Below are 21,727 nucleotides of genomic sequence, written 5' to 3' on the forward strand. Positions count from 1 at the left end.
GCACGTGCTGGCCCCTGACACCATCACACTGCATGCTCTATCGAAAGGTAGAAACACCACTCAAACGGACTTGACCCTGATAAGCCGAGAGAAGTCGAGGAAGTAGTAGGTTTCCTGCAGCAGTTTTGTGCGTGGCAATTCCTCTAAGCGGTGTAGCGCCATGGTGATATCCCTCGTGCGCCGTTCGCTTAAGCCGGTGCGACCTGCCAGCGTATGACAGGCAATATCGAAATCAGTTTCTAAACCTGGTCGAATTTCCTTCCAGAGTAGGTAGTCGGATTCTCTATTACACGTGGCACTAACTGCTATTTCATCGTGTGGATCAGTGATGAGGTAGTAGGGTTCCATGGCGATTATCCCCCGAGTTTCGCACTAAGTGTCTAATGTTCATAGGTTTACCATAAGTTATCCGTTTGACTCCCGCAAGCCGAAAAGCGAATATGTGTTCTAAATGGTACATTTCCGCAAAACTGGATAGGGGAGTGAAAAATTCCCACGCGAGGTACGCGTGTTGCAAATGTGGTTAGTGTGAATGATTGTTAGACTCTCGCGCATGACAACTATGAGGGCACTCCGCAAGAGCATCATCGCGGTTATCGCTGCAGTTGCAGTCACGGTGAGCGGGACCGCTGCCGCGCAGGCAGCATTGGGAAACAGCGCACCGAAAGGCATCGATATTGCTGCCCACCAGCACCCCGGTGGCATGCCTATTGACTGGAATAAGGTGAAATCTGACGGCCAGTCCTTCGCCTTTGTTAAGGCCACTGAGGGTGGGGACTGGATTAACCCGCACTACGTTAAAGATATTCAGGCGGCCAATGCGCACGGCCTGAAGAGTGGCGCATACCACTATGCGCGCCCAGCTGGCGATGCGAAGACGCAGGCGGCCAACTTTGCGGCGCAGATTGCGTTGGCGCCGAATCAGACGTTGCCGCCGGTGCTTGATATCGAGGTCTCCGAGGGCAAGTCGGCCTCCCAGTTGGAGAGCTGGATCGAGGAATTTACCTCCGAACTCAAGCGCCTGACCAACCGCACCCCAATGATTTATACCTACAAGTACTTCTGGATGGGCGAGATGAATAACTCCCAGAAGTTCTCCAATATGCCACTGTGGTTGGCGGCATACCAGGATGAAGCCCCGGATCCAGTGGGTGGGTGGAAGAACCTGTCCTTCTGGCAGCGCTCTGGATCGGGCAAGGTCGCTGGTATTCCTACCGATGTGGACTTGAACCTCTTTAATGGCTCGAAGCAGCAGCTAGAGTCTTTTAGCGGCGGCAATTACGTCGATATCGGCGGCGCGCTCGATAGCCTCGTCCTCGACGATGGTGTGGACCTTAGCTCCGATAGCACGCCGGTGATTGGTGCAATCTTCGCCCTTGCGGCTGGCCTCATTGCAATGCCCCAGCTTGCCGATGCCGCCAAAGACGCCGGCCTCGATGCCCAGGCTGCTGAGGGCGTGGCGGCCTTTGTGGAGGCCTTGGAAGAGGAAAACGCTTTACCTCTGAAGCAACTTGGCAAGATGGCGGTTGGTGACTTCACCGTGGGCGACTTGGCGATGCTGCTAGAAAACGCTGGCCATGTCAATGGCGTCGACAAAGGCGAGGTCTCTGGAGCTCAGGTAGAAGAAGCTAAGGATGCCGCGAAGAAGGCCGGTGCCGATGTCCCCGACTTCGATGCTAATCAGGTGGCCGAGCTGCTCAATCGTGTGCTGAAGTAGCTCCCGCAAGGAATTTTCGGGTCCAGCTTTCATCCTTGAAGTGAGCTGGGACGGCCCCACCTAAGAGTGCCTTTGCCAGCTGAGCGGCTTGTACCGAACCCTCAGCTGGCAGTTCTGTATCTGAGGCCAGCAAGATGATGTTTCCATACCGGCGCCCTTTGAGCATGGGCGGGTCGGCGATGACGGCGAGGTGATCGAAAACCTCAGAAAGCCCGGCCAATTCTTTCTTCGCCAACTGGAGGTCCGAGTGATCGCCGCAGTTGGCCACATAAAGGCCGCCGGCAGACAGGGATGATTTAGCCGCTTGGAAAAACTCCACAGTGGTTAGGTCTTTCGGGGTTTTATCCCCAGCGAAGACATCGCGAATAATGATATCGCGGCTGGCGGGAAGAAAACCTTCGGTTTCTTTTCGGGCATCGCCGGGGCGGATCTTGACGGTGGGGGAACGGGGGACATCGAAAAGCTCGCGGACCAATTCTCCCAGTTTGGCATCGAGCTCGACCACCGTATGGCGGCTGTTCGGCCACAGGTCGGCGAAGTAGCGCGGGAGTGAGCAACCCGCCCCGCCGAGGTGGGTAACACGCAGTTTATTGGGCGAGACCGTATTAAGGTATTCCACCGCCGCTGCGATCCAGCGCATGTACTCAAAGTCGAGTTCCTGCGGCTCGCCCAGCACGATATGGCTGCTAGGAACGCCATTGACGTTAAGGATATAGGCTCCGTCGCGGAATTCATCCGGCACAACCTCGGCGGTGCCGGTGGATATCTCGTAGGTCCCGGTGATGCCTGACCTGTTCGCAGCTCGCTTTCTACCCATGGGATTCAAGCTTAGGGAATGGAATCGATTTAAGCTGCGTTGGGGCAAGGGAGTACACTTTCGGGCCTGTAGTCGAGGTATTTAAAGGGGAATGCAATGCGAGTATTGGTAGCAATGTCTGGCGGCGTGGACTCATCTGTCGCCGCCGCCCGTGCGGTGGAGGCTGGCCACGATGTCGTCGGCGTGCACCTGGCCCTGCATAAGGACGCGCAGCAAACGCGCGAAAAGGCCCGCGGCTGCTGTTCGTTGGAGGATTCCGCCGATGCCCGCCGCATTTGCGATAAGTTGGGCATTCCGTTCTATGTATGGGACTTTTCGGAGGAATTCAAGGAAGAGGTCATCACGGACTTCGTGGATTCCTATGCCCGCGGTGAAACCCCGAATCCCTGCCTGCGCTGCAATGAGAAGATTAAGTTCCGCGCGCTGCTGCAAAAGGGCATGGCCCTAGGCTTTGATGCCGTTGCGACCGGCCACTACGCCACCCTTGATGATGATGGCTACATGCGCCGCTCCAAGGATGAGAATAAAGACCAGTCTTATGTGCTCGGCGTTATTTCCGCTGAGGAGCTGGAGCACTGCTTTTTCCCCATCGGTGATACCCCCAAGCCGCAAATCCGCGAAGAGGCTGCGGCACACGGTTTTTCCACAGCGAAGAAGCCGGATTCTTATGACATCTGCTTCATTCCAGACGGAAATACCCAGCAGTTCCTTGGATCGCGGATCGGCCTTCGCCCCGGCATGATCGTGGACCAAGAGGGAACGGAGCTTAAGGAACATGATGGTGCGTGGAACTACACCATCGGCCAGCGCAAGGGCCTGGACATCAAGGCCCCGGCTGCCGATGGCCGCCCGCGCTACGTCACCGATATCGACGCCGCAACGGGCACGGTAACCGTCGGCGCGCGCGAGGACTTGGCGGTTACCGCCATCCGGGCCGACCGCCTCAAGTACCTGCACCCTGGCATGGACGGCGACTTTGAGTGCGAGGTGCAGGTTCGTGCGCACGGTTCCGTAGTGCCGTGCATTGCCCACGTGGACCGCGCCGCTGATTCGATGCGATTGGAGCTCAAGGAGCCACTGTCTGGCGTTGCCCGTGGACAGGCTGCGGTGCTGTACTTGCCTTCCCCAGATGACTTGGGCGATATCGTCATCGGTTCCGGCACCATCTGCGAGACCGTATAAATGACCGGATTCGCACTCGGGCCCATGCCCGGCACCTCTATGGCGGAGGCAGCGGACATCATTATGGGCGAGACTGAGCTTCCCGCCATCCCGCAGCTACCGGAACGCGGGCTGGGCTCCGATTCGGTGGGGCGTACCGCAAGCATGCTCGAGGCCATCACTATCGATCGCGGCCCCCGTTCGTGGCGCATGACGGCCCGTCCCCAGCTGCTTACTCGCCGCGCGTGGGACCGCCTCGAGCGCGACCTCGATGAGGTGCAGCAGGTGTGGGGAGAGACCGTGCCTCGCATCAAAATTCAGGCTCTCGGCCCCTGGTCGCTGGCGGCCAGCATTGAGCTTGCCGATGGCCACCGCGTCCTCACCGATTCCGGTGCCTTTGCAGAGCTTTCCGATGCCCTGTTGCACGGCATCCGCGCCCACGCTACTGACGTCGCACGCCGCTTCCACGGCGAGGTCGTGGTGCAACTGGATGAACCGCTGCTTGCCGATGTCATCGCTGGCCGCATTCCAGGAACCACCGACTTTGATTCGATACCCGCCGTCCCTGACGAGGTGGCACTCGAGACCCTCCTGCGCTTTGAGGCGGATTATCTTTATTGTCCGCCGCTGTGGTCGGTGGCTGGGGCCGCGACAACATTCCTCGTTGATGCGCGCTACCGCGACCGCCTTTCTACCCCGGAGCATTTCGATGGGATGGGCGAGCACCTGTCCGAAGGCCGCCGGGTCGGTGTCGCACTTTCCGGCAAAGACGCGCGGGCCGAGGCGATTTCACTTGCCCGCCACCTGGACCGCATTGGCATGCCGCGTGAGTTGCTCGTGGATCACTTTGATGTGTTTCCGGCTGGGGCATCGGCAAGCTCATTGCGCTCTGTAACCGAGACTGCCGCGATCCTCACCCGCGATGCGGGCGACCTTTAAGCGGCGCGCACGAGGCTATCTGTCTTCGGAGACTTTTCACTGTGATCTGTGTAAATACGCCAGGCGACGGCGCCCATGTGTAGGGAACAAGCGGTTACGAGAGCGTACCACCATCCGTAGTTGACTTCCCTGTACCACGGAACTGCGTTACCAATGAAGGCGATTATGACGATGCTGATAATCGCTGACGCGATAAGCATCCCCGGGGAAGATGGTTTTTTGAGCGCTTTCCACGTGCCCCAGACTTCGGATGCGGTGATGGCGGCAAGGATTAGGGTGGTAATCATTGGAATTCCTTAAATCTCATCGAATAGCGCTTGGGCGAGGTCACTAGTCCACATCGGAGTGTCATTATTGGCGAAGGCTGCGCGCTTATTTTCCGGATCTATGATGAGCATTGTGGAGTAGCCACCCGTTCCGCCGTCGTGCCAGAAGCTTTGGTTGTCTTCGCTTTTGCCAGCCATAGGCCATATCGCCGTTATCCATAATCCACTCAGCGAAAGCTGCCATGTCATGTGCAGTCGATCGTATTGCGCCCGCTGCGGCATTGCTGCCTTCCATCTCCCATGGATCGGCCTCCCGGCCGGTGGCAGTAAGGCCCCGTGGGGCATCATCGGGGACAGATCCTGGGGTCATGAGGTAGGTCTCCGTCATTCCGGCAGGTTGAAAGATTCTCTCCTGAAGCAGGTCTTCATAGGCTGAATCGGCAGCCGTTTCCAGGAGGTGGCCGAGTAGTCCATATCCCATATTGGAATAAGTCTCTGTTCCACGATCTTTAAGATCCGCTTCGGTGGCGGCATCGAGGATATCTTGGGTGGTCTCACCTGCGTAGGGATTAGCACCAGTGACCGCCGTGATTGCATCAGCGAAAATATTCCCTTGTGCTAGCCGGGGCAATCCCGAGGTGTGGTTGAGCAACTCTTGTACCGTGACCTCGGAAATGGGTGCTTGGCCAACATCCAGTACATCGCCCACGATAGTATCAAGGCTTATCTTTCCTTCTTCCACAAGCTGATGAGCTAATTCTCCGGTGAACATCTTGGTTACCGAACCGATTTCTACCTCGGTGTGTTCATCTGAGCCAAGTCCCGCGAAGGTGGCTTTCCCTTCGTGCAGCGTGAAGGCGATGAGATTATTGAAACCCGGTTCGGTGTGATTGCGCAGTGTGGCGGATAGAGTGGCGTCGCCTGTTTCAGTGGTGGCCACAGCGATCCGCCGCGGCCCAATCAAGAGTAAGAGGGCCGCTGTCATGATGGTGGCGGTGATGGCTAGCGCCATTTTTCGCTTTCGCATTAGTGATCCTCGCTTGCGGTAATGATTGTGAGCAGGGGGATGACGCGGGCCGCTCGGATTGAGTATTCCCCGTTTGTCTTGGTGGTCCAGCCACCATTAGTAAGCGCACTGAGGTGGTGGTAGGCGGTGCCGGTGGAGGTGACGATTTCCTCTTCCACCAGTTCTGTGGCGGTGGCTGGTGAGCTAAGGAGGCGGCGCAGGATTTCACCGCGCACGGGGTGTGCCAATGCGGCGAGGCGCTCGAGATTATCGGACCAGTCTCCAGCGGTCACTGTGTCTGTTGGGCGTTGCCATTGGTAGACATAGGAGCCTAGGCCGGTGGTGATGTTACCGCCAAAAATGACGGACCCCTCAGGAAGCTGGTCAGAAGGTTCAAGCGCATCCGCAAGCCACATGGTGGACTCGCTTGCGGATGATTCGATGGGGTCAGGGGCGGGGTTTTCGAGTTTGGTGACGCGAGCCTCAAGGTGGGCAATGCGCGATTCTAAAGAATCCATATTTCTAGAATTCCAAAACTCTAGAAATATGGCAAGGGAATTAGGAAATTAGCGGCCACGCCGTCGAGACATCGGAGGCATCGCGGCCCTTGCCTTCTAAGTACTTCTTGAAGGCGACGCGGTCCTCGTACCACTTGACCGCCTGGAACTCCATGAGCTCGTTTTCGTCCATCTGCGCGAGGTTGGGGTAATGCTGGCGAACCTGCTTCCAGGCCACGCGGGCGGCAGCGAGGGCATCGGCAGTGGCCTCGTGCGCATTGCTCAATTCCACGCCGTAGTGCTCACACACCGCGCCAAGGGTGCGCTTGCCCTTGCGCCACTTATCGCTCACGCGATCAATGACGTACGGGTCAAAGACCGGGCCGGTGACCGTGAAATCGCCGGTAAGGCTGCGCAGGACGGTAAGGTCGAAGGCCGCGTTATAGACGATGAGCGTCAGGCCGTCGTCCCACGCGGACTTGATGGCATTAACCGTGTCTTTGAGGACCTCCTCGTGCGGGCGGCCTTCAGCCTGGGCCTTTTCCGTTGTAATCCCATGCACGTCGGTTGCGGCTTGGGGGATCTCGATGCCGGGATCTGCAAGGTGCTCCACCTTCTGGACATCGCGGCCGTCAATGCGGACCAGGGCAGAGGTAACGATACGAGCGTCTTTGGGGTTGGCGGAGGTGGTCTCAAGGTCGAAGGCGAGCATGCGGGAGGCGTCGAAGTTCATGGTCCATACCTTAGTAGCTAGCCCAGACATGGGGGATCGCTAGACTTGGATACCGTGACTAATCCAGCTGATGTGCAACGTGAATGGAACGACTTGGCGCAAGAAGTGCGCCGCCACCGCAACCTGTATTACAACGGTGAACCCGCGATTCCCGATGCCGACTTTGATGCGCTTTTCCAGCGCCTGGTGGACCTAGAAAAGCAGCACCCGGAGCTGGCGGTTCCGGATTCGCCTACCCAGCAGGTAGGCGCCGCGCCGAACGCCGGTGAGGATATTGAGCACCTCGAGCGCATGATGAGCCTAGACAATGTCTTTAGCGCCGGTGAGATGCAGGACTGGTTGGATAGGACGCCCGCCAAGACCTACCTAACGGAGCTGAAGATCGATGGCCTCTCTATCGACTTGGTTTACCGCAATGGGCGTTTGGATACCGCTGCCACCCGTGGTGATGGCACCGTGGGCGAGGAGATTACCGCCAATGCGCGGGTAATTTCTGATATCCCGCACGAGCTTACGGGCACCGAAGAGTACCCAGTTCCGGAACTCATTGAAATCCGCGGTGAAGTCTATATGCGCCCCGAAGATTTCGAAGAAATCAATGAGGAGCGCGCGGCGGACGGCAAGGCTCGGTTTGCCAATCCCCGCAACGCTGCGGCCGGCGGACTGCGCATGAAGGATCCCGCCGAGGTGAAAAAGCGCCGCCTGCGCATGGTTTGCCATGGCCTAGGCGCGCGCGAGGGATTTTCCCCCTCCTCCCAGCACGATGCCTATAAGGCGATCGCCGCATGGGGGCTGCCCGTATCTCCCTATACCAAGCAGGTGCACTCCGCCGCCGAAGTACAAGAGGAAGTATCTTACTGGGCCGAACACCGCCACGATGCGATTTTTGAAATGGATGGGCTCGTGGTCAAGGTCGACGATTTGGGCTCACAGCGCCAGCTCGGGGCGACCTCCCGCGCACCGCGCTGGGCCATTGCCTATAAGTACCCGCCGGAAGAGGTCACGACGAAGCTGAAAAACATCGAGGTCGGCGTCGGGCGTACGGGGCGCGTTACCCCCTTTGCCATCATGGAACCGGTCTTTGTCTCCGGCTCCACGGTATCCATGGCCACCCTGCACAACCAGTCCGAGGTCAAGCGCAAGGGCGTGCTCATCGGAGATACCATTATTATTCGCAAGGCCGGCGAAATCATTCCAGAGGTACTAGGCCCCGTGCGCGAACAGCGCGATGGCAGCGAATATGAATGGAGCTTCCCCACGCAGTGCCCAGCCTGCGGCACGACGCTCGCCCCGCAAAAGGATGGCGATGCTGATTGGCGATGCCCCAATACTCAATCTTGTCCAGCCCAGCTCTCCGCGCGACTGGAATACCTCGCCTCCCGCAAGGGCCTCGATATCGAGGCACTGGGAGAGAAGGGGGCCATGGACCTCATCGAAAACGGTATCCTCACCGATGAATCCGAGCTCTTTGAGCTAACGGAAGAAAAGCTGCTTGCTTCCGATGTCTATACGGCCAAGCGCGATACGAAGGATAAGCGCAGCAAAAAAGAGGGCAACGCCAAGGTCAATACCGCGGGCAAGAACCTGCTCCAGAACTTAGAAGAGGTTAAAGACCGCGACTTCTGGCGGGTGCTGGTCTCACTTTCTATTCGCCACGTCGGCCCTATTGCCGCCCGCGCCTTGGCAGCGCGCTACGGCTCCATGGAGAAGCTGCGTGCCGCTAAGACCGAGGACCTTGCAGAGGTAGACGGCGTGGGCGCAGTCATCGCTGAGTCCTTCCACGCCTGGTTCGAGGTGGACTGGCACCGCACCATCGTCGAGAAATGGGCAGAAGCCGGCCTAGCCATGGAGGTAGCCGCCGAGGACAGGAAGGAACAGACCCTAGAGGGGCTAACCATCGTTGTCACCGGCAGCCTCGAAGACTTCACACGCGATTCCGCCAAGGAAGCCATCATCAGCCGCGGCGGAAAGGCAACGGGGTCCGTATCGAAGAAAACCTCCTACCTCGTCGCCGGGGCCAATGCCGGCTCCAAGGAGGATAAGGCCCGCGATCTCGGGGTGCCTATCTTGAACGAAGAGCAGTTCCACACGCTCTTAAACACCGGGGAAGTGTAGACTCTCCGCGCCGGGCTTATTTGAGGAAGGCACCCAAAATCGTGCCGATGTGGCCGAGGTGCTCGACCTCAGAGGCTAAGTATTCTGGACCGCCGGTGCGGCCCATGGCGATGACCATCCCGGTATCTCCCAGGGGAGCGGCCGCCAGGGCGGAATCGAGCAGTGCCCAGCTTTCTGGCACCCACTCGTCCTTATCGGGGTGCAAGGTGCGTGCGCTGTCGATGTCGAGGTCGACCGGAATCGTATCGTCATCGGCAGGGGCTGCGTTTGAGGAAGCGACGCGGTGAATCGGCTCATTATTGTCAATGACGATGGCCCACGTGGAGGTCGCTGCCTTTGGAATGGCCGCGACGACTTCCTCCATTGCTGCCGTGACGTTTGAGGCATTGGCGGCCACGCGCGCTAATAACTCGATCTGCCCGCGCCGGTCCACGCGGCCGCTGAAGGGCCGAATCGAATCTATTTCCACGCCATGGACGGAGGAGGCGGCGGTGATGAGTGCATCAGCCATCGCGTCTGCGGGAAGCTCAATGACAATGTCATCCATGACGGTGCCATCCGGGAAGGTTTCTACGATGTCAACCGATTGGATATTTCCGTCAACCAGCCCGAAGGCCTCCGAAAGCTGGCCCAAACTACCAGGGGTATCGGGAAGCAGGACACGGATTAGGTAAGACATTAAGTCGCACGCTTTCAGTAGCTTGTAGTCCCATTTACGATACCTGGGTCACAGTGCGGCGTTCAAGGGGCAATAATTCGGGGTGACTCGGCAACTGCGCGGGTTGGTGCAGTATTATGGAGCCTTAGCAATTTACATAGTACGCGCGGGAAAATAATTTTTACCTGCGCGTCGATTATGGAAAAAGGATGGAGTTCGCGTGTCTGAGATTTCGCGTGATGAGGTAGCCCACCTTGCCAAGCTTTCCCGCCTGGCATTAAGCGATGAAGAGCTAGCCCAATTCGCAAGCCAGATTGATGAAATTGTTGATTCCGTTTCCGCAGTAAGGAATGTGGACACTGAAGGCGTGGAACCGATGAGCCACCCGCACTCCGTGGATGCACCGATGCGCGAAGACGTCATCGTGCGCACCCTTACCGCCGAGCAGGCCTTGGATCAGGCGCCGGCCGTGGAAGATGAGCGATTCGTCGTGCCACAGATTTTGGGAGGAGAGTAAATGACCAACGTTGTCGTACCTGCGGAGGGACTGACCTCTTTGACCGCCGCCGAGCTGGCGGAAAAGATTCACTCGCGCGAGGTGACCTCCCGCGAGGTTACCCAGGCCTTTTTGGATCGCATCGCGGAAACCAATCCCGAACTTAACTCCTTCCTGCACGTGGGGCAGGAGGAAGCACTGGCGGCTGCCGATGCCGTGGATAAGGCCCTCGACGCCGGCGAAAAGCCTGCATCGGCATTGGCCGGTGTGCCGCTGGCCTTGAAAGACCTGCTGGTTACTACCGATGCCCCCACCACCGCCGCATCCAAGATGCTCGAAGGCTACATGTCTCCCTACGACGCCACGGTGACCAAGCGTCTGCGCGAGGCCGGTATCCCGATCTTGGGTAAGACGAACCTGGACGAGTTTGCCATGGGTTCGTCCAATGAGAATTCCGCCTTTGGCCCAGTACACAACCCGTATGACACCGAGCGCACCCCGGGTGGCTCCGGCGGCGGCACGGCAGCAGCACTTGCTTCGGGGCAGGCTCCACTGGGCATTGGTACCGATACCGGCGGTTCCATCCGCCAGCCTGCGGCACTGACCAATACCGTTGGCGTGAAGCCTACCTACGGCACGGTGTCTCGCTACGGCCTGATCGCGGCCGCCTCCTCGCTGGACCAGGCGGGTCCCTGTGGTCGTACCGTCCTGGATACCGCACTCCTGCACAAGGTTATTGCTGGCCACGATGCCTTCGACGCCACGTCTGTGGACAAGCCTGTTGCCCCCGTGGTGGAGGCCGCCCGCGAAGGCGCAAATGGCGATCTGAGTGGCGTTAAGGTAGGCCTTATCAAGCAATTCGAGCGCGATGGTTGGCAGGACGGCGTGATGGAGAACTACCACGCCGCCGTGGAACAGCTGCGCGAGCAGGGCGCGGAAATCGTCGAGGTGGACTGCCCGCACTTCGATGAGGCATTGGCCGCCTACTACCTGATCATGCCGTGTGAGGTCTCTTCCAACCTGGCCCGCTTTGATGGCATGCGCTATGGCCTGCGCGCTGGCGATGACGGCTCTCACTCTGCGGAGCAGGTCATGTCCCAGTCCCGCGCAGAGGGATTCGGACCCGAGGTCAAGCGCCGCATCATGCTGGGCACGTATGCGCTGTCCGTGGGCTATTACGATGCCTACTACCTGCAGGCGCAGCGCGTGCGCACCCTGGTCGCCCAGGACTTTGCCCGCGCCTTTGAGCAGGCTGACGTGCTGGTTTCGCCAACCACCCCGACCACTGCGTTTAAGCTGGGGGAGAAGGCCGAAGACCCCATGGCCATGTACAACTTCGACCTGTGCACCTTGCCGCTAAACCTCGCCGGCCTGTGCGGCATGTCCGTGCCTTCCGGCCTGGCTGCAGATACTAACCTGCCTACCGGTTTGCAGATCATGGCACCGGCTTTCCAGGATGACCGCCTGTACAAGGTGGGCGCAGCCTATGAAGCCAAGCGCCAAAAATAGCCACGCTTTCTAAAATCGTTGTCACTGTGAAATGGCTGCGGATTAGATAACGATTCGTTTACACCCCTGTTGGATGTCTATCCGGCAGGGGTAAATTATTGGGTATGACTTTGAAAAAGATTGCAACCGCGACCATGTCCGTCTCCGCAGCTGCGCTCATGACCATGGGCGTCGCAAACGCTGAGGAACCCGCAGCAAACCCCGCACCGGCTGAGTCCGGTACCGAGGTAGCAGACACCACCGCCAAGAGCGACTTGGTGGAATCCCTGCCGGCAGATGCTGACAAGCTGGTGCCGAATATTGAGGGCCAGACCATCACCGGTGAGCTGCACTCCGTCAAGGAAGACGGCAAGTTCACCGTGCAGTTCGACAAGGACCAGTCCTTGGTTCTCGATGATGGCTGCAATACCTACACCACCTCCTACGATGTGGATAAGGATGGCACCATCCACGTAGGTGACTTCGCCTCCACCTTGGCGGCGTGCGATGACCACACCCAGGCACTTTCTGATTCCCTGCGTGACGTTCTCGAGTCCGAGCCTTCCTTCTATGCTCTGCCTGACGGCCAGGCTGCACTGGGCACTGAGGACAACGCCGTTGTCTTCAACGTTGTTGAGTAAATACTCACAAAACCACTCAGCACCATGATCCTCCTTAGTGGGGGACCATGGTGCTGTTGTTTATGTGGCGGGGTGGGCTACTTGGCATCGGAAAGCGCGTAGGCAGCTCCGGCAGAGGCGGCCGTTACGGCGAGGACTGCTGGCCAGGAGCCAATCTTCTTGGCCAATGGGTGGGAGGCACCGAACGCGCCGACATACAGGGCGGATAGGCCCGCGGTCGTGGCTGGATTGGTTTTCTTGGCCCAGGAACGGCCGGCCCACAGGCCCGCTGCGCCGAGGATGACGCCGCCGAGAGGGCGAATGCCGGTCTCGCGGGCGGTGACCCAACCACCGATAAGGCCGAGGGTAACGGTGGTGGCGGTGGATACGTCTTGTGGCTTTTTGATATCAATCATGGACATGGTGGCCAGTCTAGGCCTGATTTGTGTGCCCCGCTAGAATTCCTGCCATGACTGTGGAGACTAACCTGCCATCGGAGCGCCAGGCATGGCTCGCCATGTTCGCCCTATCCCTCGGTTTCTTTGTATCCCTGTTGGACCAGTCGATGGTGGCCATCGCCCTGCCGGATATTCAGACGGATTTGGGCGCCACGGTCAATGAAATCATGTGGGTCTCGGCCGCCTTTTTGCTTGCCGTGGTGGTGCCGCTACTTTTTACGGGGCGGCTTGGTGATGTCCTAGGCCAGCGCGCCCTGTTTTGTATCGGGGTGGCGCTATTTGGGATCGGCGCAGCAGCGTGTGCGCTGGCGCCGTCGATAGAAGTGCTCATCGTGGCACGCATCGTGCAGGGCCTGGGCGCATCCTTGGAGATGCCACAGACGATGTCCGTTATTAACCGGGTATTCGCCCGCGAGCGGCGCGGGCGTGCGCTCGGGGTGTGGGGGATTATCGGCTCGGTGGCGTCATTGGCCGGGCCGCTAGTCGGCGGGTTCCTCGTGGCTTCTTTTGGCTGGCAGGCGGCCTTTTGGGTGCATATTCCATTTGTTATCGCCGCCATTGTGCTGGCCCTGCTGTGGATACCGAAGCTGCCGACGACGGCCCAGGACATCGATAAACCTTCGGCCATAGTCTCGCTCATTGCGCTTGGCTCGATTGTCTTTGGCATCCAACAAGGCCCAGAGCTGGACTGGGATTGGCGGGTGCTGGTGGTGCTTGCCATCGGCATAGTTGCAAGCATCGCGTTCGTGCGCCTGCAGGCTAGTGCGCAGGATCGCGGCTCCACGCCGCTCTTTCCGGTGGAGCTCTTCCACAACCGCAACTATGCGGCCGGCTCCGTAGGTATTTTGACCATGGGCTTTATGGCGGCTTCGGTCATGTTGCCGGTGATGTTGTGGCTGCAATCGGTCAAGGGGCTATCCGCCGGGGAAGCCGGCATCATCGTGGCTCCCATGGCGCTGGTCTCGATGCTGATGTCACCCATCGCGGGCATCCTTACGGACGCGGTGAATCCGCGCTTGATGGGGCTGGTGGGATTTAGCCTCATGATCGCCTCGCTGTGTTTGGCCTGGTGGGTCATGCATGCCGATGCCAATCCGTGGTGGCTGGCATTGCCCATCGCCGCCCTAGGAATTGGCCAGTCCTTTATCTGGGGCTCCAACGCGGCAACGACGCTGCGCGATATTTCACCTCATCACATGGGCGCAGCGTCGGGGGCGTATAACACCTCCCGCCAGGTGGGATCTGTGGTAGGCGTGGCTTTAGTCTCCGCCGTCATGCAAACGGGTAATCCGACCACAGCGATCATCAATTCGATTCTCGTGATTGTTATCGCGCTGGTGGTGGGGCTTATCTCCTCGCTGCGCTACGTGGACACGCTGCATGGATAAAAATCCTGCGCTAAATTGGGGATCATGCGTCTAGCTGTACTGACTTCCGGTGGCGATTGCCCCGGCCTGAATGCTGTAATCCGTGCGGTTGTGCGAACCGCATCCAACGAATTTGGCGATACCGTCGTGGGCTACGAAGACGGGTGGGTTGGCCTTTTAGAAGACCGTCGGTGCGATCTCTACGACGATGCCAGCATCGACCGGATTCTTCTGCGCGGCGGTACCATCTTGGGCACCGGCCGGTTGCACCCCGATAAATTCAAGGCCGGCTTGGAGCAGATCAAGACGAATATGCGCGAGGCCGAAGTCGATGCCCTCGTTGCCATCGGCGGCGAAGGCACGCTCAAGGGCGCTAAGTGGCTTAACGATAATGGCATCCCCGTCGTGGGCGTGCCGAAGACCATTGACAATGACGTCAACGCCACGGACTATACCTTCGGCTTTGATACCGCGGTATCGGTGGCAACTGATGCGATCGACCGCCTGCACACGACGGCGGAGTCCCACAATCGCATCCTCATCGTGGAGGTCATGGGCCGCCACGTAGGCTGGATTGCTCTGCATGCCGGCATGGCCGGCGGCGCACACTACACCGTGATCCCGGAAGAGCCCTTTGATATCGCGGAAATTACCAAGGCGATGGAACGCCGCTTCCAGATGGGCGAGAAGTACGGCATCATCTGCGTGGCTGAAGGAGCCCTGCCGAAGGAGGGCACCATGGAATTTGAAGCCGGCGGCGTCGACCAATTTGGCCACCAAACCTTCAACGGAATTGGCCAGGTCATTGGTGATGAAATCAATAAGCGCACCGGATACGACGTGCGCACCACCGTCTTGGGGCATATTCAGCGCGGCGGCACGCCCACCGCGTATGACCGCGTTCTGGCGACCCGCTACGGCGTGCACGCCGCCCGCGCGGCGCACAACGGGGATTCAGGAATGTGTGTTGCCCTGCACGGCGAAGATATCGAACTGGTGCCTTTGGAAGAGGCCGTGGGCACGTTGAAGACGGTGCCCGATGCCCGCTACCGCAATGCGCAGGCGCTCTTCGGCTAAAGCCTTTTTAGCCCCGCCGTCTCGAATATTAAGATCGCCCTCTCACATGGTGGGAGGGTACTCTTTTGTCTATGAGTACCGATAGCGCTACAGAAAAACAGGAAGAACGGCAAGCGCTCATCGCGGCGCTGGGTTTTCCCATACTCGTAATCATCGGCGGCATTATTGGCTATATCGCCCCGGACACCGCGGCATCCTTTGCCCCGCAGGTAACGCCGTTGCTGGGCATCGTCATGTTCGGCATGGGGCTTACCCTCAAGCCCGTAGATTTTGCACTCGTGGCGCGACGGCCGCTCCCGGTGGTGCTCGGCGTGGTGGCGCAGTTCGTCATTATGCCGCTTATCGCGCTCGCCGTGGTGGCAGTAATGGATCTGCCAGAGGCGGTTGCGGCCGGCGTGATTTTGGTCGGCTGCGCCCCGGGTGGCACGAGCTCTAACGTGGTGTCCTACTTAGCGCGCGGCGATGTCGCGCTTTCAGTGACCATGACCTCTATCTCTACGCTTTTGGCGCCCATCCTCACCCCGCTATTGACCTTGTGGTTGGCGGGCGAATACATGCCGGTCTCCGCGGCATCGATGGCGTGGTCCATCGTGAAGGTGGTGCTCGTCCCGGTCGTCGCGGGCATTATCATCGGCATGCTGCTTCCCCGGCTCGTGGCGAAGATTCAGGCGGCATTGCCGTGGATCTCCGTTACCGCGATTGCCTTGATTGTGTGCATTGTTGTTGGCGGCGCGCATGACAATATCGCCACCGCCGGTGCGCTGGTCTTTGCCGCCGTGGTTATTCACAATGCGTGCGGCTATGGGCTGGGCTATCTCGCGGGCCTTTTTACCCGCCAGCCGGTTCCGGTGCGCCGCACCATGGCCGTGGAGGTGGGAATGCAAAATTCCGGGCTAGCTACCAGCCTTGCCTCTTCCTACATGAGCCCACTGGCCGCCTTGCCCGGCGCCGTCTTTTCCGTGTGGCACAACTTGTCCGGCGCGATTTTGGCAGCGCTGTGCCGCTTTAGCGATGCCCGCAAGGGCACAGTCAGCTAAAAATTAATGGTGACAGCGGGGAAGTCTTGGTCTACGAACCAGGGCTCTTCCGTAATGGTGAGCCGGGGTTGGCCTTCCTCGAAGGCTAAGGTATCGCCGCCTTTGACGGTGGCGCCTTGCAGGATGTGGTCAGCGATATTTGCCAGCTTGTAATAGAGGTTCGTCGGATCCATCGAGCTGGTGCGCGCCTGAATTTCCGGGTGGCCTGCTTGGACCAGACCCATGGAATAGCCGCGGAGCTCGCCGCCAGATTGGGTAATCCACACCGGTGCAATGTGCATGGGTGCGAGGTTATTGCGCACGGCGTCATTAAACATCGCCGGGGAGATGGAGACGTTCCCGCGCGGGTTGTGGATGATGAGGCAATTGGGGTGCTGGGCTACGGCGGACGTCGCCTGGGACAGCAGCTCGAGGTGCTCGCGGCGCGGCTCGCGAAATTGATGGGAGAGGTCGTGTTCCTTGTTATCAGGAAGGACCGAGACGAGCACCTGGGCTCCCGCAGTGTTGAGGTCGCCGGCATCGGCGCTCAAAATGGGGTGGAGGCCGTAACTATCTGGGGTGGGTGCAGAATCAATGGTCTGGTAATGCAAGAGAAACGCGCCATCGATAGGAACTACAAGGCTGCCTGGGTTCTTGCCGGGAGTGATTTCGCCGACGCGCGCAGAAAAGATGCCGCTGACGGCGTCTTTGATCTCATCGGTAGTAGGGGCGGTGGAAAAGACCGCGATGTTAATCAGTGGGGCATCGACAAGCGAATTGTCTACGGTATGTGGAGTCGTCATGACAGTCACCCTAGGGGCTAGCGCGCGAGAGTGCACGGACGTATTAAGATGGCACGCATGACTGCTGCGATGTATGACCTGATGGACTTTGACGAGGTCCTCGATAAGTATGAACCGGTAATGGGCATGGAAGTCCACGTGGAGCTGGATACGGAAACCAAGATGTTTTCCACTTCTGCCACGAACTTCAGCGCAGCCCCTAACTCCAATACCGATCCGGTATCGCTGGGCCTTCCCGGGGCACTCCCAGTGGTTAACTCCAAGGGTGTGGAAGGCGCAATCAAGATTGGCCTAGCGCTTAATTGCTCCATCGCGGAATCCTCGCGCTTTGCCCGTAAGAATTATTTCTACCCGGACCAGCCGAAGAACTACCAGATCTCCCAGTACGATGAGCCGATTGCCTATGACGGCTACCTCGACGTTGTGCTCGAAGACGGCACGGAATGGCGTGTGGAGATTGAGCGCGCCCACATGGAAGAAGACACCGGCAAGCTGACCCACCTGGGTGGCGCCGATGGTCGCATTCATGGCGCCACCGCATCCTTGGTGGACTGCAACCGCGCGGGTATTCCGCTCATTGAGATCGTCACCAAGCCCATCATCGGCGCTGGCGAGCGCGCCCCCGAAGTGGCTAAGGCCTATGTCTCGGCGCTGCGCGAGCTCGTCGCCGCCTTGGGTGTGTCCGATGCCCGCATGGATCAAGGTTCCATGCGCGTGGACTCCAACCTTTCCTTGCGCCCTATCGGCCAAGAAGAATTCGGTACCCGTACCGAGACGAAAAACATCAACTCCATGCGCTCGGTCGAACAGGCGGTGCGCTTTGAGATGCAGCGCCAGGCGCAGGTCTTGGACGATGGCGGCAGCATCGAGCAGGAGACCCGCCACTACCAAGAGACTGATGGTTCTACCTCCAAGGGTCGCCCGAAGGAGACCGCGGAGGACTACCGCTACTTCAATGACCCGGATTTGCCGCCGGTTATGGCCCCGCGCGAGTGGGTTGAAGAGCTGCGCGCAACCCTTCCGGAGCTGCCGTGGATCCGCCGTGCGCGCATCCAGGAGGAGTGGGGCATTAAGGACGAGGAGATGCGCGACCTGGTCAACGCGGGCGCGCTGGATCTCATCGTGGAAACGGTTGAAGCCGGCGCGAAGCCGGATGAGGCTCGTTCCTGGTGGGTGTCCTACCTGGCAGGTAAGGCCAATGAGCAGGACAAAACCCTGGCCGAGCTGGATATCACCCCGGCCCACATCGCCCGTGTCATCGCCCTGGTCAAGGAGGGTAAGCTCACCACCAAGCTGGCGCGCCAAGCCGTCGATGGCGTGTTGGCGGGGGAGGGCGACGTTGATGAGGTCGTCGCCAAGCGCGGCCTCGAGGTCGTACGCGATGACGGCGCCATCGAAAAAGCTGTGGATGATGCATTGGCCGCAAACCCGGACATCGTGGAGAAGTACCGCGCCGGCAATAAGAAGGTCACCGGTGCGATTGTCGGCGCCGTAATGAAGGCGACGCAGGGCAAGGCGGATCCGGGTCAGGTTAATAAGCTGATCGCGGAAAAGTTGAGCTAAAACGCCTACTAGTCCAGCCAGTCTTCGGCCCTGCATCCGGCGGGGTCGGAGGCTGGCTTTCGTGGTTTTTAAATTGACCATAATTTTCATTTGGGCAGGTCAGGCAGGTAAAGCGTAGACTACGTGACATGCCAATTAAATCTAAAGTTCTGCAAAAAACGAGCCCGGATGCCCCATTTCGCACCGTAGAAATCGAGCGCCGCGACCCGCGCGAAGATGACGTTGTCATTGACATCAAGGCGGCGGGCATTTGCCACTCGGATATCCACACCATTCGCAATGAGTGGGGAGAGGCCCACTTCCCGCTGACGGTGGGCCACGAGATTGCCGGCGTGGTGGAAGCCGTGGGGGACAAGGTCACCAAATTTAAGGTGGGTGACCGCGTGGGAGTGGGCTGCTTGGTCAATTCCTGCGGGGTGTGCGAGCAGTGCCGCAATGGGCAAGAGCAAAACTGCCTAAACGGCTCGGTGGGAACCTATAACTCTGAAGATGTTGATGGAACCATTACCCAGGGCGGCTATGCGCAAAAGGTTGTGGTTAATGAGAATTTCGTGTTGACGATTCCAGAAGGCCTTGACTTTGACGTTGCTGCTCCGTTGTTGTGTGCCGGAATTACCACCTACTCGCCCTTGGCCCGGTGGCAGGTCAAGGAAGGCGACAAGGTGGCCGTCGTTGGCCTCGGCGGTTTGGGCCACATGGGTGTGCAGATTGCCGCCGCAAAGGGCGCTGAGGTGACCGTCATCTCTCGCTCCCTGCGCAAGGAACAAGAAGCCTACGAGCTCGGCGCGAAGCGGGTACTGGCAACGGGCGAGGACCCCGATTTCTTTGCCAACCACAAAGGCGAGTTTGACCTGATTTTGTCAACCATTTCCGCCTCCTATTCCCTCAATGATTATCTGCAGCTGTTGAAGCCGCGCGGAATCATGTCCGTGGTCGGCCTGCCGCCGGAGGAGCTGGGAATCACGATGGGCAACCTCGTTGGTGGCGGTAAAGTGTTGACCGGAAACAATATCGGTGGCATCGCAGAAACCCAAGAGATGCTGGACTTTTGTGCAGAACACGGCATTGGAGCGGTCATCGAAAAGGTGGGCGTTGAGGACGTTGATGCAGCCTATGAGCGGGTTGTCGCCGGCGATGTGAAGTTCCGTTTCGTCATCGATACGGAAACTTTCGCGAATTAAGTATGTAAGCTACTTCATCGATGAGCGATGATGTATTGTATTTCACGCACGTGCAAGTAGGATTTCGTTATTAGCTTACGTACCATGTGCACAGGAGCACACTCCTGCGCCGCGCCTCCCCCACACGCGTCGGGGGATAAGGAGGGGGCCTGGAACGCGCGCACTGGTGTGTGAAAATTATCCGCTACAAAAGTTAGGCAACTGTGTCTTATAAAAATATTCTCGCCATGGCCATGTCCTTCGTGGGCCTGCTGGTAGGCGCAGGCTTTGCTACGGGCCAAGAGGTCGTGCAATATTTCACCGCCTTCGGCTCCTGGGGTATTGCCGGCATTATTGTCGCAGCGGCCATTATGACGCTGGCGGGCACCGTGTTCTTGCAATTGGGCAGCTATTTCCACGCCACTGAGCACAACACGGTCTTCCGCAAAGTCACCCATCCCATCGTGTCCAAGCTATTGGACGTGGCCGTTATCATCACGCTCTTTGCCATCGGCTTCGTGATGCTGGCCGGTGCAGGTTCCAATATGGAGCAGCAATTTGGTTGGTCGGCTTGGATCGGCTCGACGCTGATGCTGGGGCTCGTGATTGCCGTCGGCATGATGGACGTCAATAAGGTGTCCAAGGTCATCGGTATGCTCACCCCGTCCATCATCATCGCCGTCATTGGCGTGGCCATCTACACCATGTTCCATATGCCAGACGATATTGGAGCGGCGATGGAAGCTTCCAGCCAAATCGATACCCCGATTGGCAACTGGCTGGTCTCCGCGCTGAACTACAACGGTCTGGCTTTGATGCTGGCGGTATCCATGTCGCTGGTCATCGGCGGCGATAATATTAGCCCGCGCGAGGCCGGCTGGGGCGGCATCTTCGGTGGCATCGTCTACTCCGTCATGATGGGCCTGGCAGGTTTTGCGCTGTTGATGAACGCCGAGGAGATCGAGGGCTCCGATATTCCGATGCTGTCCTTGGTCGATAGCGTCAACCCAGTCTTGGGTGGGATCATGGCCATCGTTATTTACCTGATGATTTTCAATACCGCCATTGGTATGTTCTACGCATTGGGTAAGCGCCTTTCCGCGGGCAACGAGGCAAAGTTCCGCGTTATCTTCATCGCCGGCTGTTTCGCAGGCTTCGGCGTCTCCTTCTTCGGTTTCAAGACCTTGATGCAGTACGTCTACCCGGTCATCGGTTATATGGGTATCGCGATGGTGGCCGTCTTGGTCTTTGCGTGGTTCCGCAGCCAGTCCAAGATTCAGGACGAGGCGCTGCGCCGCGAGCGCGTGCGTTCGCTGATGCACCTTAAGCTGAATCCGAACAAAGAATACGACGCAGATCGCTACGACGACGAGATTGGCCAGCACCTCGAGGATTCCAATATGGATAGCGAGTCCCTCTATGAAGAGCTCGTGACCGAGGTGACGGAAAAGCTCGACGGTGATGACGATGTGGACTTTGATAAGGAAGAATTTGAGAAGCAAAACCAGGACGATCACACCTACTACATCGAACGCGAGGGCGTAGAGCACGACCGCTCGCCGGAAGAGATTGAACAGTGGATCGAAGAAACCGGTGCTATCGGTGACCCAGAGGAAGACAACGAGTCTTCCGAAGTGGAAAGTTCCCAGAAGTAATCTTTCCTTCAGACAATAAATTTCCCTCCCCAGGAATTTGAACTGCTCCCCATTAGTTGGACTGAGAAATCAGTTACCGACTAGTAGGGAGTAGTTTTCTTTGAGAGCACGAAGT

General features: G+C 58.6%; 22 protein-coding genes. 13 read left to right on the forward strand and 9 right to left on the reverse strand.

Annotation, left to right across the window (positions count from 1 at the left end):
* Positions 1-60 precede the first annotated feature (60 nt).
* On the reverse strand, positions 61-348 hold the full coding sequence (locus ABRP66_RS10510; protein ID WP_349838654.1) for a hypothetical protein: 288 nt from the start codon (positions 346-348) through the stop codon (positions 61-63).
* A 205-nt stretch (positions 349-553) separates the two neighbouring features.
* Between ABRP66_RS10510 and ABRP66_RS10515 the strand changes: the two genes are divergently transcribed.
* The gene (locus ABRP66_RS10515) at positions 554-1,717 is read left to right on the forward strand and encodes a glycoside hydrolase family 25 protein (protein ID WP_349838655.1); all 1,164 of its coding nucleotides are present in this window, start codon (positions 554-556) and stop codon (positions 1,715-1,717) included.
* On the opposite strand, the gene ABRP66_RS10520 is transcribed toward ABRP66_RS10515, so the two are convergent.
* Positions 1,698-2,534 carry a spermidine synthase gene (locus ABRP66_RS10520; RefSeq protein WP_284852141.1) on the reverse strand — a complete coding sequence of 279 codons (837 nt, stop codon included), beginning with the start codon at positions 2,532-2,534 and terminating at the stop codon, positions 1,698-1,700. The two genes, ABRP66_RS10515 and ABRP66_RS10520, sit on opposite strands and share 20 nt — an antisense overlap.
* Positions 2,535-2,630: 96 nt before the next feature.
* Between ABRP66_RS10520 and mnmA the strand changes: the two genes are divergently transcribed.
* Together mnmA and ABRP66_RS10530 are read left to right on the forward strand one after the other, a co-directional pair.
* Positions 2,631-3,716: a tRNA 2-thiouridine(34) synthase MnmA gene (gene mnmA / locus ABRP66_RS10525; protein ID WP_284643707.1), complete on the forward strand. Its 1,086-nt coding sequence runs from the start codon at positions 2,631-2,633 to the stop codon at positions 3,714-3,716.
* A complete protein-coding gene (locus tag ABRP66_RS10530) occupies positions 3,717-4,634 on the forward strand; it encodes a uroporphyrinogen decarboxylase/cobalamine-independent methonine synthase family protein (protein WP_349838656.1) in 918 nt (305 codons plus the stop codon).
* On the opposite strand, the gene ABRP66_RS10535 is transcribed toward ABRP66_RS10530, so the two are convergent.
* The 4 genes from ABRP66_RS10535 to ABRP66_RS10550 all read right to left on the reverse strand — a co-directional run bounded on the left by ABRP66_RS10535 (position 4,631) and on the right by ABRP66_RS10550 (position 7,136).
* Positions 4,631-4,921, reverse strand: coding sequence for a hypothetical protein (locus ABRP66_RS10535; RefSeq protein ID WP_284784731.1), 291 nt, complete (start codon positions 4,919-4,921; stop codon positions 4,631-4,633). The two genes, ABRP66_RS10530 and ABRP66_RS10535, sit on opposite strands and share 4 nt — an antisense overlap.
* Positions 4,922-5,006: 85 nt before the next feature.
* The gene (locus ABRP66_RS10540) at positions 5,007-5,927 is read right to left on the reverse strand and encodes a serine hydrolase domain-containing protein (RefSeq protein ID WP_296089585.1); all 921 of its coding nucleotides are present in this window, start codon (positions 5,925-5,927) and stop codon (positions 5,007-5,009) included.
* Positions 5,927-6,424: an ArsR/SmtB family transcription factor gene (locus ABRP66_RS10545; RefSeq protein WP_284852139.1), complete on the reverse strand. Its 498-nt coding sequence runs from the start codon at positions 6,422-6,424 to the stop codon at positions 5,927-5,929. The genes ABRP66_RS10540 and ABRP66_RS10545 overlap by 1 nt, the downstream gene beginning before the upstream one ends.
* A 40-nt stretch (positions 6,425-6,464) precedes the next feature.
* Positions 6,465-7,136: a 3'-5' exonuclease gene (locus tag ABRP66_RS10550; RefSeq protein ID WP_284852210.1), complete on the reverse strand. Its 672-nt coding sequence runs from the start codon at positions 7,134-7,136 to the stop codon at positions 6,465-6,467.
* 45 nt (positions 7,137-7,181) lie between these two features.
* On the opposite strand from ABRP66_RS10550, the gene ligA reads away from it, so the two are divergent.
* Positions 7,182-9,251 carry an NAD-dependent DNA ligase LigA gene (gene ligA, locus ABRP66_RS10555; RefSeq protein WP_410764332.1) on the forward strand — a complete coding sequence of 690 codons (2,070 nt, stop codon included), beginning with the start codon at positions 7,182-7,184 and terminating at the stop codon, positions 9,249-9,251.
* Positions 9,252-9,267: 16 nt separating this feature from the next.
* Here the strand turns inward: ligA and ABRP66_RS10560 are convergent, their stop codons facing one another.
* Positions 9,268-9,930: an ACT domain-containing protein gene (locus ABRP66_RS10560; RefSeq protein ID WP_349838657.1), complete on the reverse strand. Its 663-nt coding sequence runs from the start codon at positions 9,928-9,930 to the stop codon at positions 9,268-9,270.
* A 199-nt stretch (positions 9,931-10,129) separates the two neighbouring features.
* On the opposite strand from ABRP66_RS10560, the gene gatC reads away from it, so the two are divergent.
* The 3 genes from gatC to ABRP66_RS10575 all read left to right on the forward strand — a co-directional run bounded on the left by gatC (position 10,130) and on the right by ABRP66_RS10575 (position 12,534).
* Positions 10,130-10,426 (forward strand): Asp-tRNA(Asn)/Glu-tRNA(Gln) amidotransferase subunit GatC, encoded by a 297-nt coding sequence (gatC, locus tag ABRP66_RS10565; RefSeq protein WP_005280231.1) that lies wholly within the window; start codon positions 10,130-10,132, stop codon positions 10,424-10,426.
* The gene (gatA, locus tag ABRP66_RS10570; RefSeq protein ID WP_349838658.1) at positions 10,427-11,914 is read left to right on the forward strand and encodes an Asp-tRNA(Asn)/Glu-tRNA(Gln) amidotransferase subunit GatA; all 1,488 of its coding nucleotides are present in this window, start codon (positions 10,427-10,429) and stop codon (positions 11,912-11,914) included.
* A 104-nt stretch (positions 11,915-12,018) separates the two neighbouring features.
* Positions 12,019-12,534, forward strand: a complete 516-nt coding sequence (locus ABRP66_RS10575) for an META domain-containing protein (RefSeq protein WP_284771546.1) — start codon at positions 12,019-12,021, stop codon at positions 12,532-12,534.
* A gap of 77 nt (positions 12,535-12,611) precedes the next feature.
* Here ABRP66_RS10575 and ABRP66_RS10580 read toward each other — a convergent pair whose 3' ends face one another.
* Positions 12,612-12,935, reverse strand: a complete 324-nt coding sequence (locus tag ABRP66_RS10580) for a membrane protein (RefSeq protein ID WP_005282483.1) — start codon at positions 12,933-12,935, stop codon at positions 12,612-12,614.
* A 47-nt stretch (positions 12,936-12,982) separates the two neighbouring features.
* Here ABRP66_RS10580 and ABRP66_RS10585 point away from each other — a divergent pair, with 47 nt between their 5' ends.
* From ABRP66_RS10585 to ABRP66_RS10595, 3 genes are all read left to right on the forward strand, one after another.
* Positions 12,983-14,359, forward strand: a complete 1,377-nt coding sequence (locus tag ABRP66_RS10585) for a DHA2 family efflux MFS transporter permease subunit (protein WP_284796342.1) — start codon at positions 12,983-12,985, stop codon at positions 14,357-14,359.
* Positions 14,360-14,383: 24 nt separating this feature from the next.
* Positions 14,384-15,415, forward strand: a complete 1,032-nt coding sequence (locus ABRP66_RS10590; RefSeq protein WP_349838659.1) for an ATP-dependent 6-phosphofructokinase — start codon at positions 14,384-14,386, stop codon at positions 15,413-15,415.
* A 71-nt stretch (positions 15,416-15,486) separates the two neighbouring features.
* Positions 15,487-16,452, forward strand: a complete 966-nt coding sequence (locus ABRP66_RS10595; protein WP_284852135.1) for a bile acid:sodium symporter family protein — start codon at positions 15,487-15,489, stop codon at positions 16,450-16,452.
* Here the strand turns inward: ABRP66_RS10595 and ABRP66_RS10600 are convergent.
* Positions 16,449-17,234, reverse strand: a complete 786-nt coding sequence (locus ABRP66_RS10600) for a DUF4261 domain-containing protein (RefSeq protein WP_284771548.1) — start codon at positions 17,232-17,234, stop codon at positions 16,449-16,451. The two genes, ABRP66_RS10595 and ABRP66_RS10600, sit on opposite strands and share 4 nt — an antisense overlap.
* Before the next feature lie 57 nt (positions 17,235-17,291).
* On the opposite strand from ABRP66_RS10600, the gene gatB reads away from it, so the two are divergent.
* The 3 genes from gatB to ABRP66_RS10615 all read left to right on the forward strand — a co-directional run bounded on the left by gatB (position 17,292) and on the right by ABRP66_RS10615 (position 21,612).
* Positions 17,292-18,797 (forward strand): Asp-tRNA(Asn)/Glu-tRNA(Gln) amidotransferase subunit GatB, encoded by a 1,506-nt coding sequence (gatB, locus tag ABRP66_RS10605; RefSeq protein ID WP_349838660.1) that lies wholly within the window; start codon positions 17,292-17,294, stop codon positions 18,795-18,797.
* A 128-nt stretch (positions 18,798-18,925) separates the two neighbouring features.
* Positions 18,926-19,978, forward strand: coding sequence for an NAD(P)-dependent alcohol dehydrogenase (locus ABRP66_RS10610; protein ID WP_284784757.1), 1,053 nt, complete (start codon positions 18,926-18,928; stop codon positions 19,976-19,978).
* 203 nt (positions 19,979-20,181) lie between these two features.
* The gene (locus ABRP66_RS10615) at positions 20,182-21,612 is read left to right on the forward strand and encodes a YkvI family membrane protein (protein WP_349838661.1); all 1,431 of its coding nucleotides are present in this window, start codon (positions 20,182-20,184) and stop codon (positions 21,610-21,612) included.
* Positions 21,613-21,727 lie beyond the last annotated feature (115 nt).

Source organism: Corynebacterium sp. KPL2680, from assembly GCF_040225675.1.
Lineage (GTDB): Bacteria > Actinomycetota > Actinomycetes > Mycobacteriales > Mycobacteriaceae > Corynebacterium > Corynebacterium rhinophilum.

Coding starts and splice junctions, on each gene's coding strand:
- ABRP66_RS10545 (WP_284852139.1), bottom strand. CDS start 6,424: ATGGATTCTTTAGAATCGCGCATTGCCCACCTTGAGGCTCGCGTCACC.
- ABRP66_RS10575 (WP_284771546.1), top strand. CDS start 12,019: ATGACTTTGAAAAAGATTGCAACCGCGACCATGTCCGTCTCCGCAGCT.
- ABRP66_RS10510 (WP_349838654.1), bottom strand. CDS start 348: ATGGAACCCTACTACCTCATCACTGATCCACACGATGAAATAGCAGTT.
- ABRP66_RS10550 (WP_284852210.1), bottom strand. CDS start 7,136: ATGAACTTCGACGCCTCCCGCATGCTCGCCTTCGACCTTGAGACCACC.
- ABRP66_RS10610 (WP_284784757.1), top strand. CDS start 18,926: ATGCCAATTAAATCTAAAGTTCTGCAAAAAACGAGCCCGGATGCCCCA.
- ABRP66_RS10515 (WP_349838655.1), top strand. CDS start 554: ATGACAACTATGAGGGCACTCCGCAAGAGCATCATCGCGGTTATCGCT.
- mnmA (WP_284643707.1), top strand. CDS start 2,631: ATGCGAGTATTGGTAGCAATGTCTGGCGGCGTGGACTCATCTGTCGCC.
- ABRP66_RS10580 (WP_005282483.1), bottom strand. CDS start 12,935: ATGTCCATGATTGATATCAAAAAGCCACAAGACGTATCCACCGCCACC.
- ABRP66_RS10595 (WP_284852135.1), top strand. CDS start 15,487: ATGAGTACCGATAGCGCTACAGAAAAACAGGAAGAACGGCAAGCGCTC.
- gatB (WP_349838660.1), top strand. CDS start 17,292: ATGACTGCTGCGATGTATGACCTGATGGACTTTGACGAGGTCCTCGAT.
- ABRP66_RS10540 (WP_296089585.1), bottom strand. CDS start 5,927: ATGCGAAAGCGAAAAATGGCGCTAGCCATCACCGCCACCATCATGACA.
- ABRP66_RS10560 (WP_349838657.1), bottom strand. CDS start 9,930: ATGTCTTACCTAATCCGTGTCCTGCTTCCCGATACCCCTGGTAGTTTG.
- ABRP66_RS10585 (WP_284796342.1), top strand. CDS start 12,983: ATGACTGTGGAGACTAACCTGCCATCGGAGCGCCAGGCATGGCTCGCC.
- ABRP66_RS10535 (WP_284784731.1), bottom strand. CDS start 4,921: ATGATTACCACCCTAATCCTTGCCGCCATCACCGCATCCGAAGTCTGG.
- ABRP66_RS10530 (WP_349838656.1), top strand. CDS start 3,717: ATGACCGGATTCGCACTCGGGCCCATGCCCGGCACCTCTATGGCGGAG.
- ABRP66_RS10600 (WP_284771548.1), bottom strand. CDS start 17,234: ATGACGACTCCACATACCGTAGACAATTCGCTTGTCGATGCCCCACTG.
- gatA (WP_349838658.1), top strand. CDS start 10,427: ATGACCAACGTTGTCGTACCTGCGGAGGGACTGACCTCTTTGACCGCC.
- ABRP66_RS10590 (WP_349838659.1), top strand. CDS start 14,384: ATGCGTCTAGCTGTACTGACTTCCGGTGGCGATTGCCCCGGCCTGAAT.
- ABRP66_RS10520 (WP_284852141.1), bottom strand. CDS start 2,534: ATGGGTAGAAAGCGAGCTGCGAACAGGTCAGGCATCACCGGGACCTAC.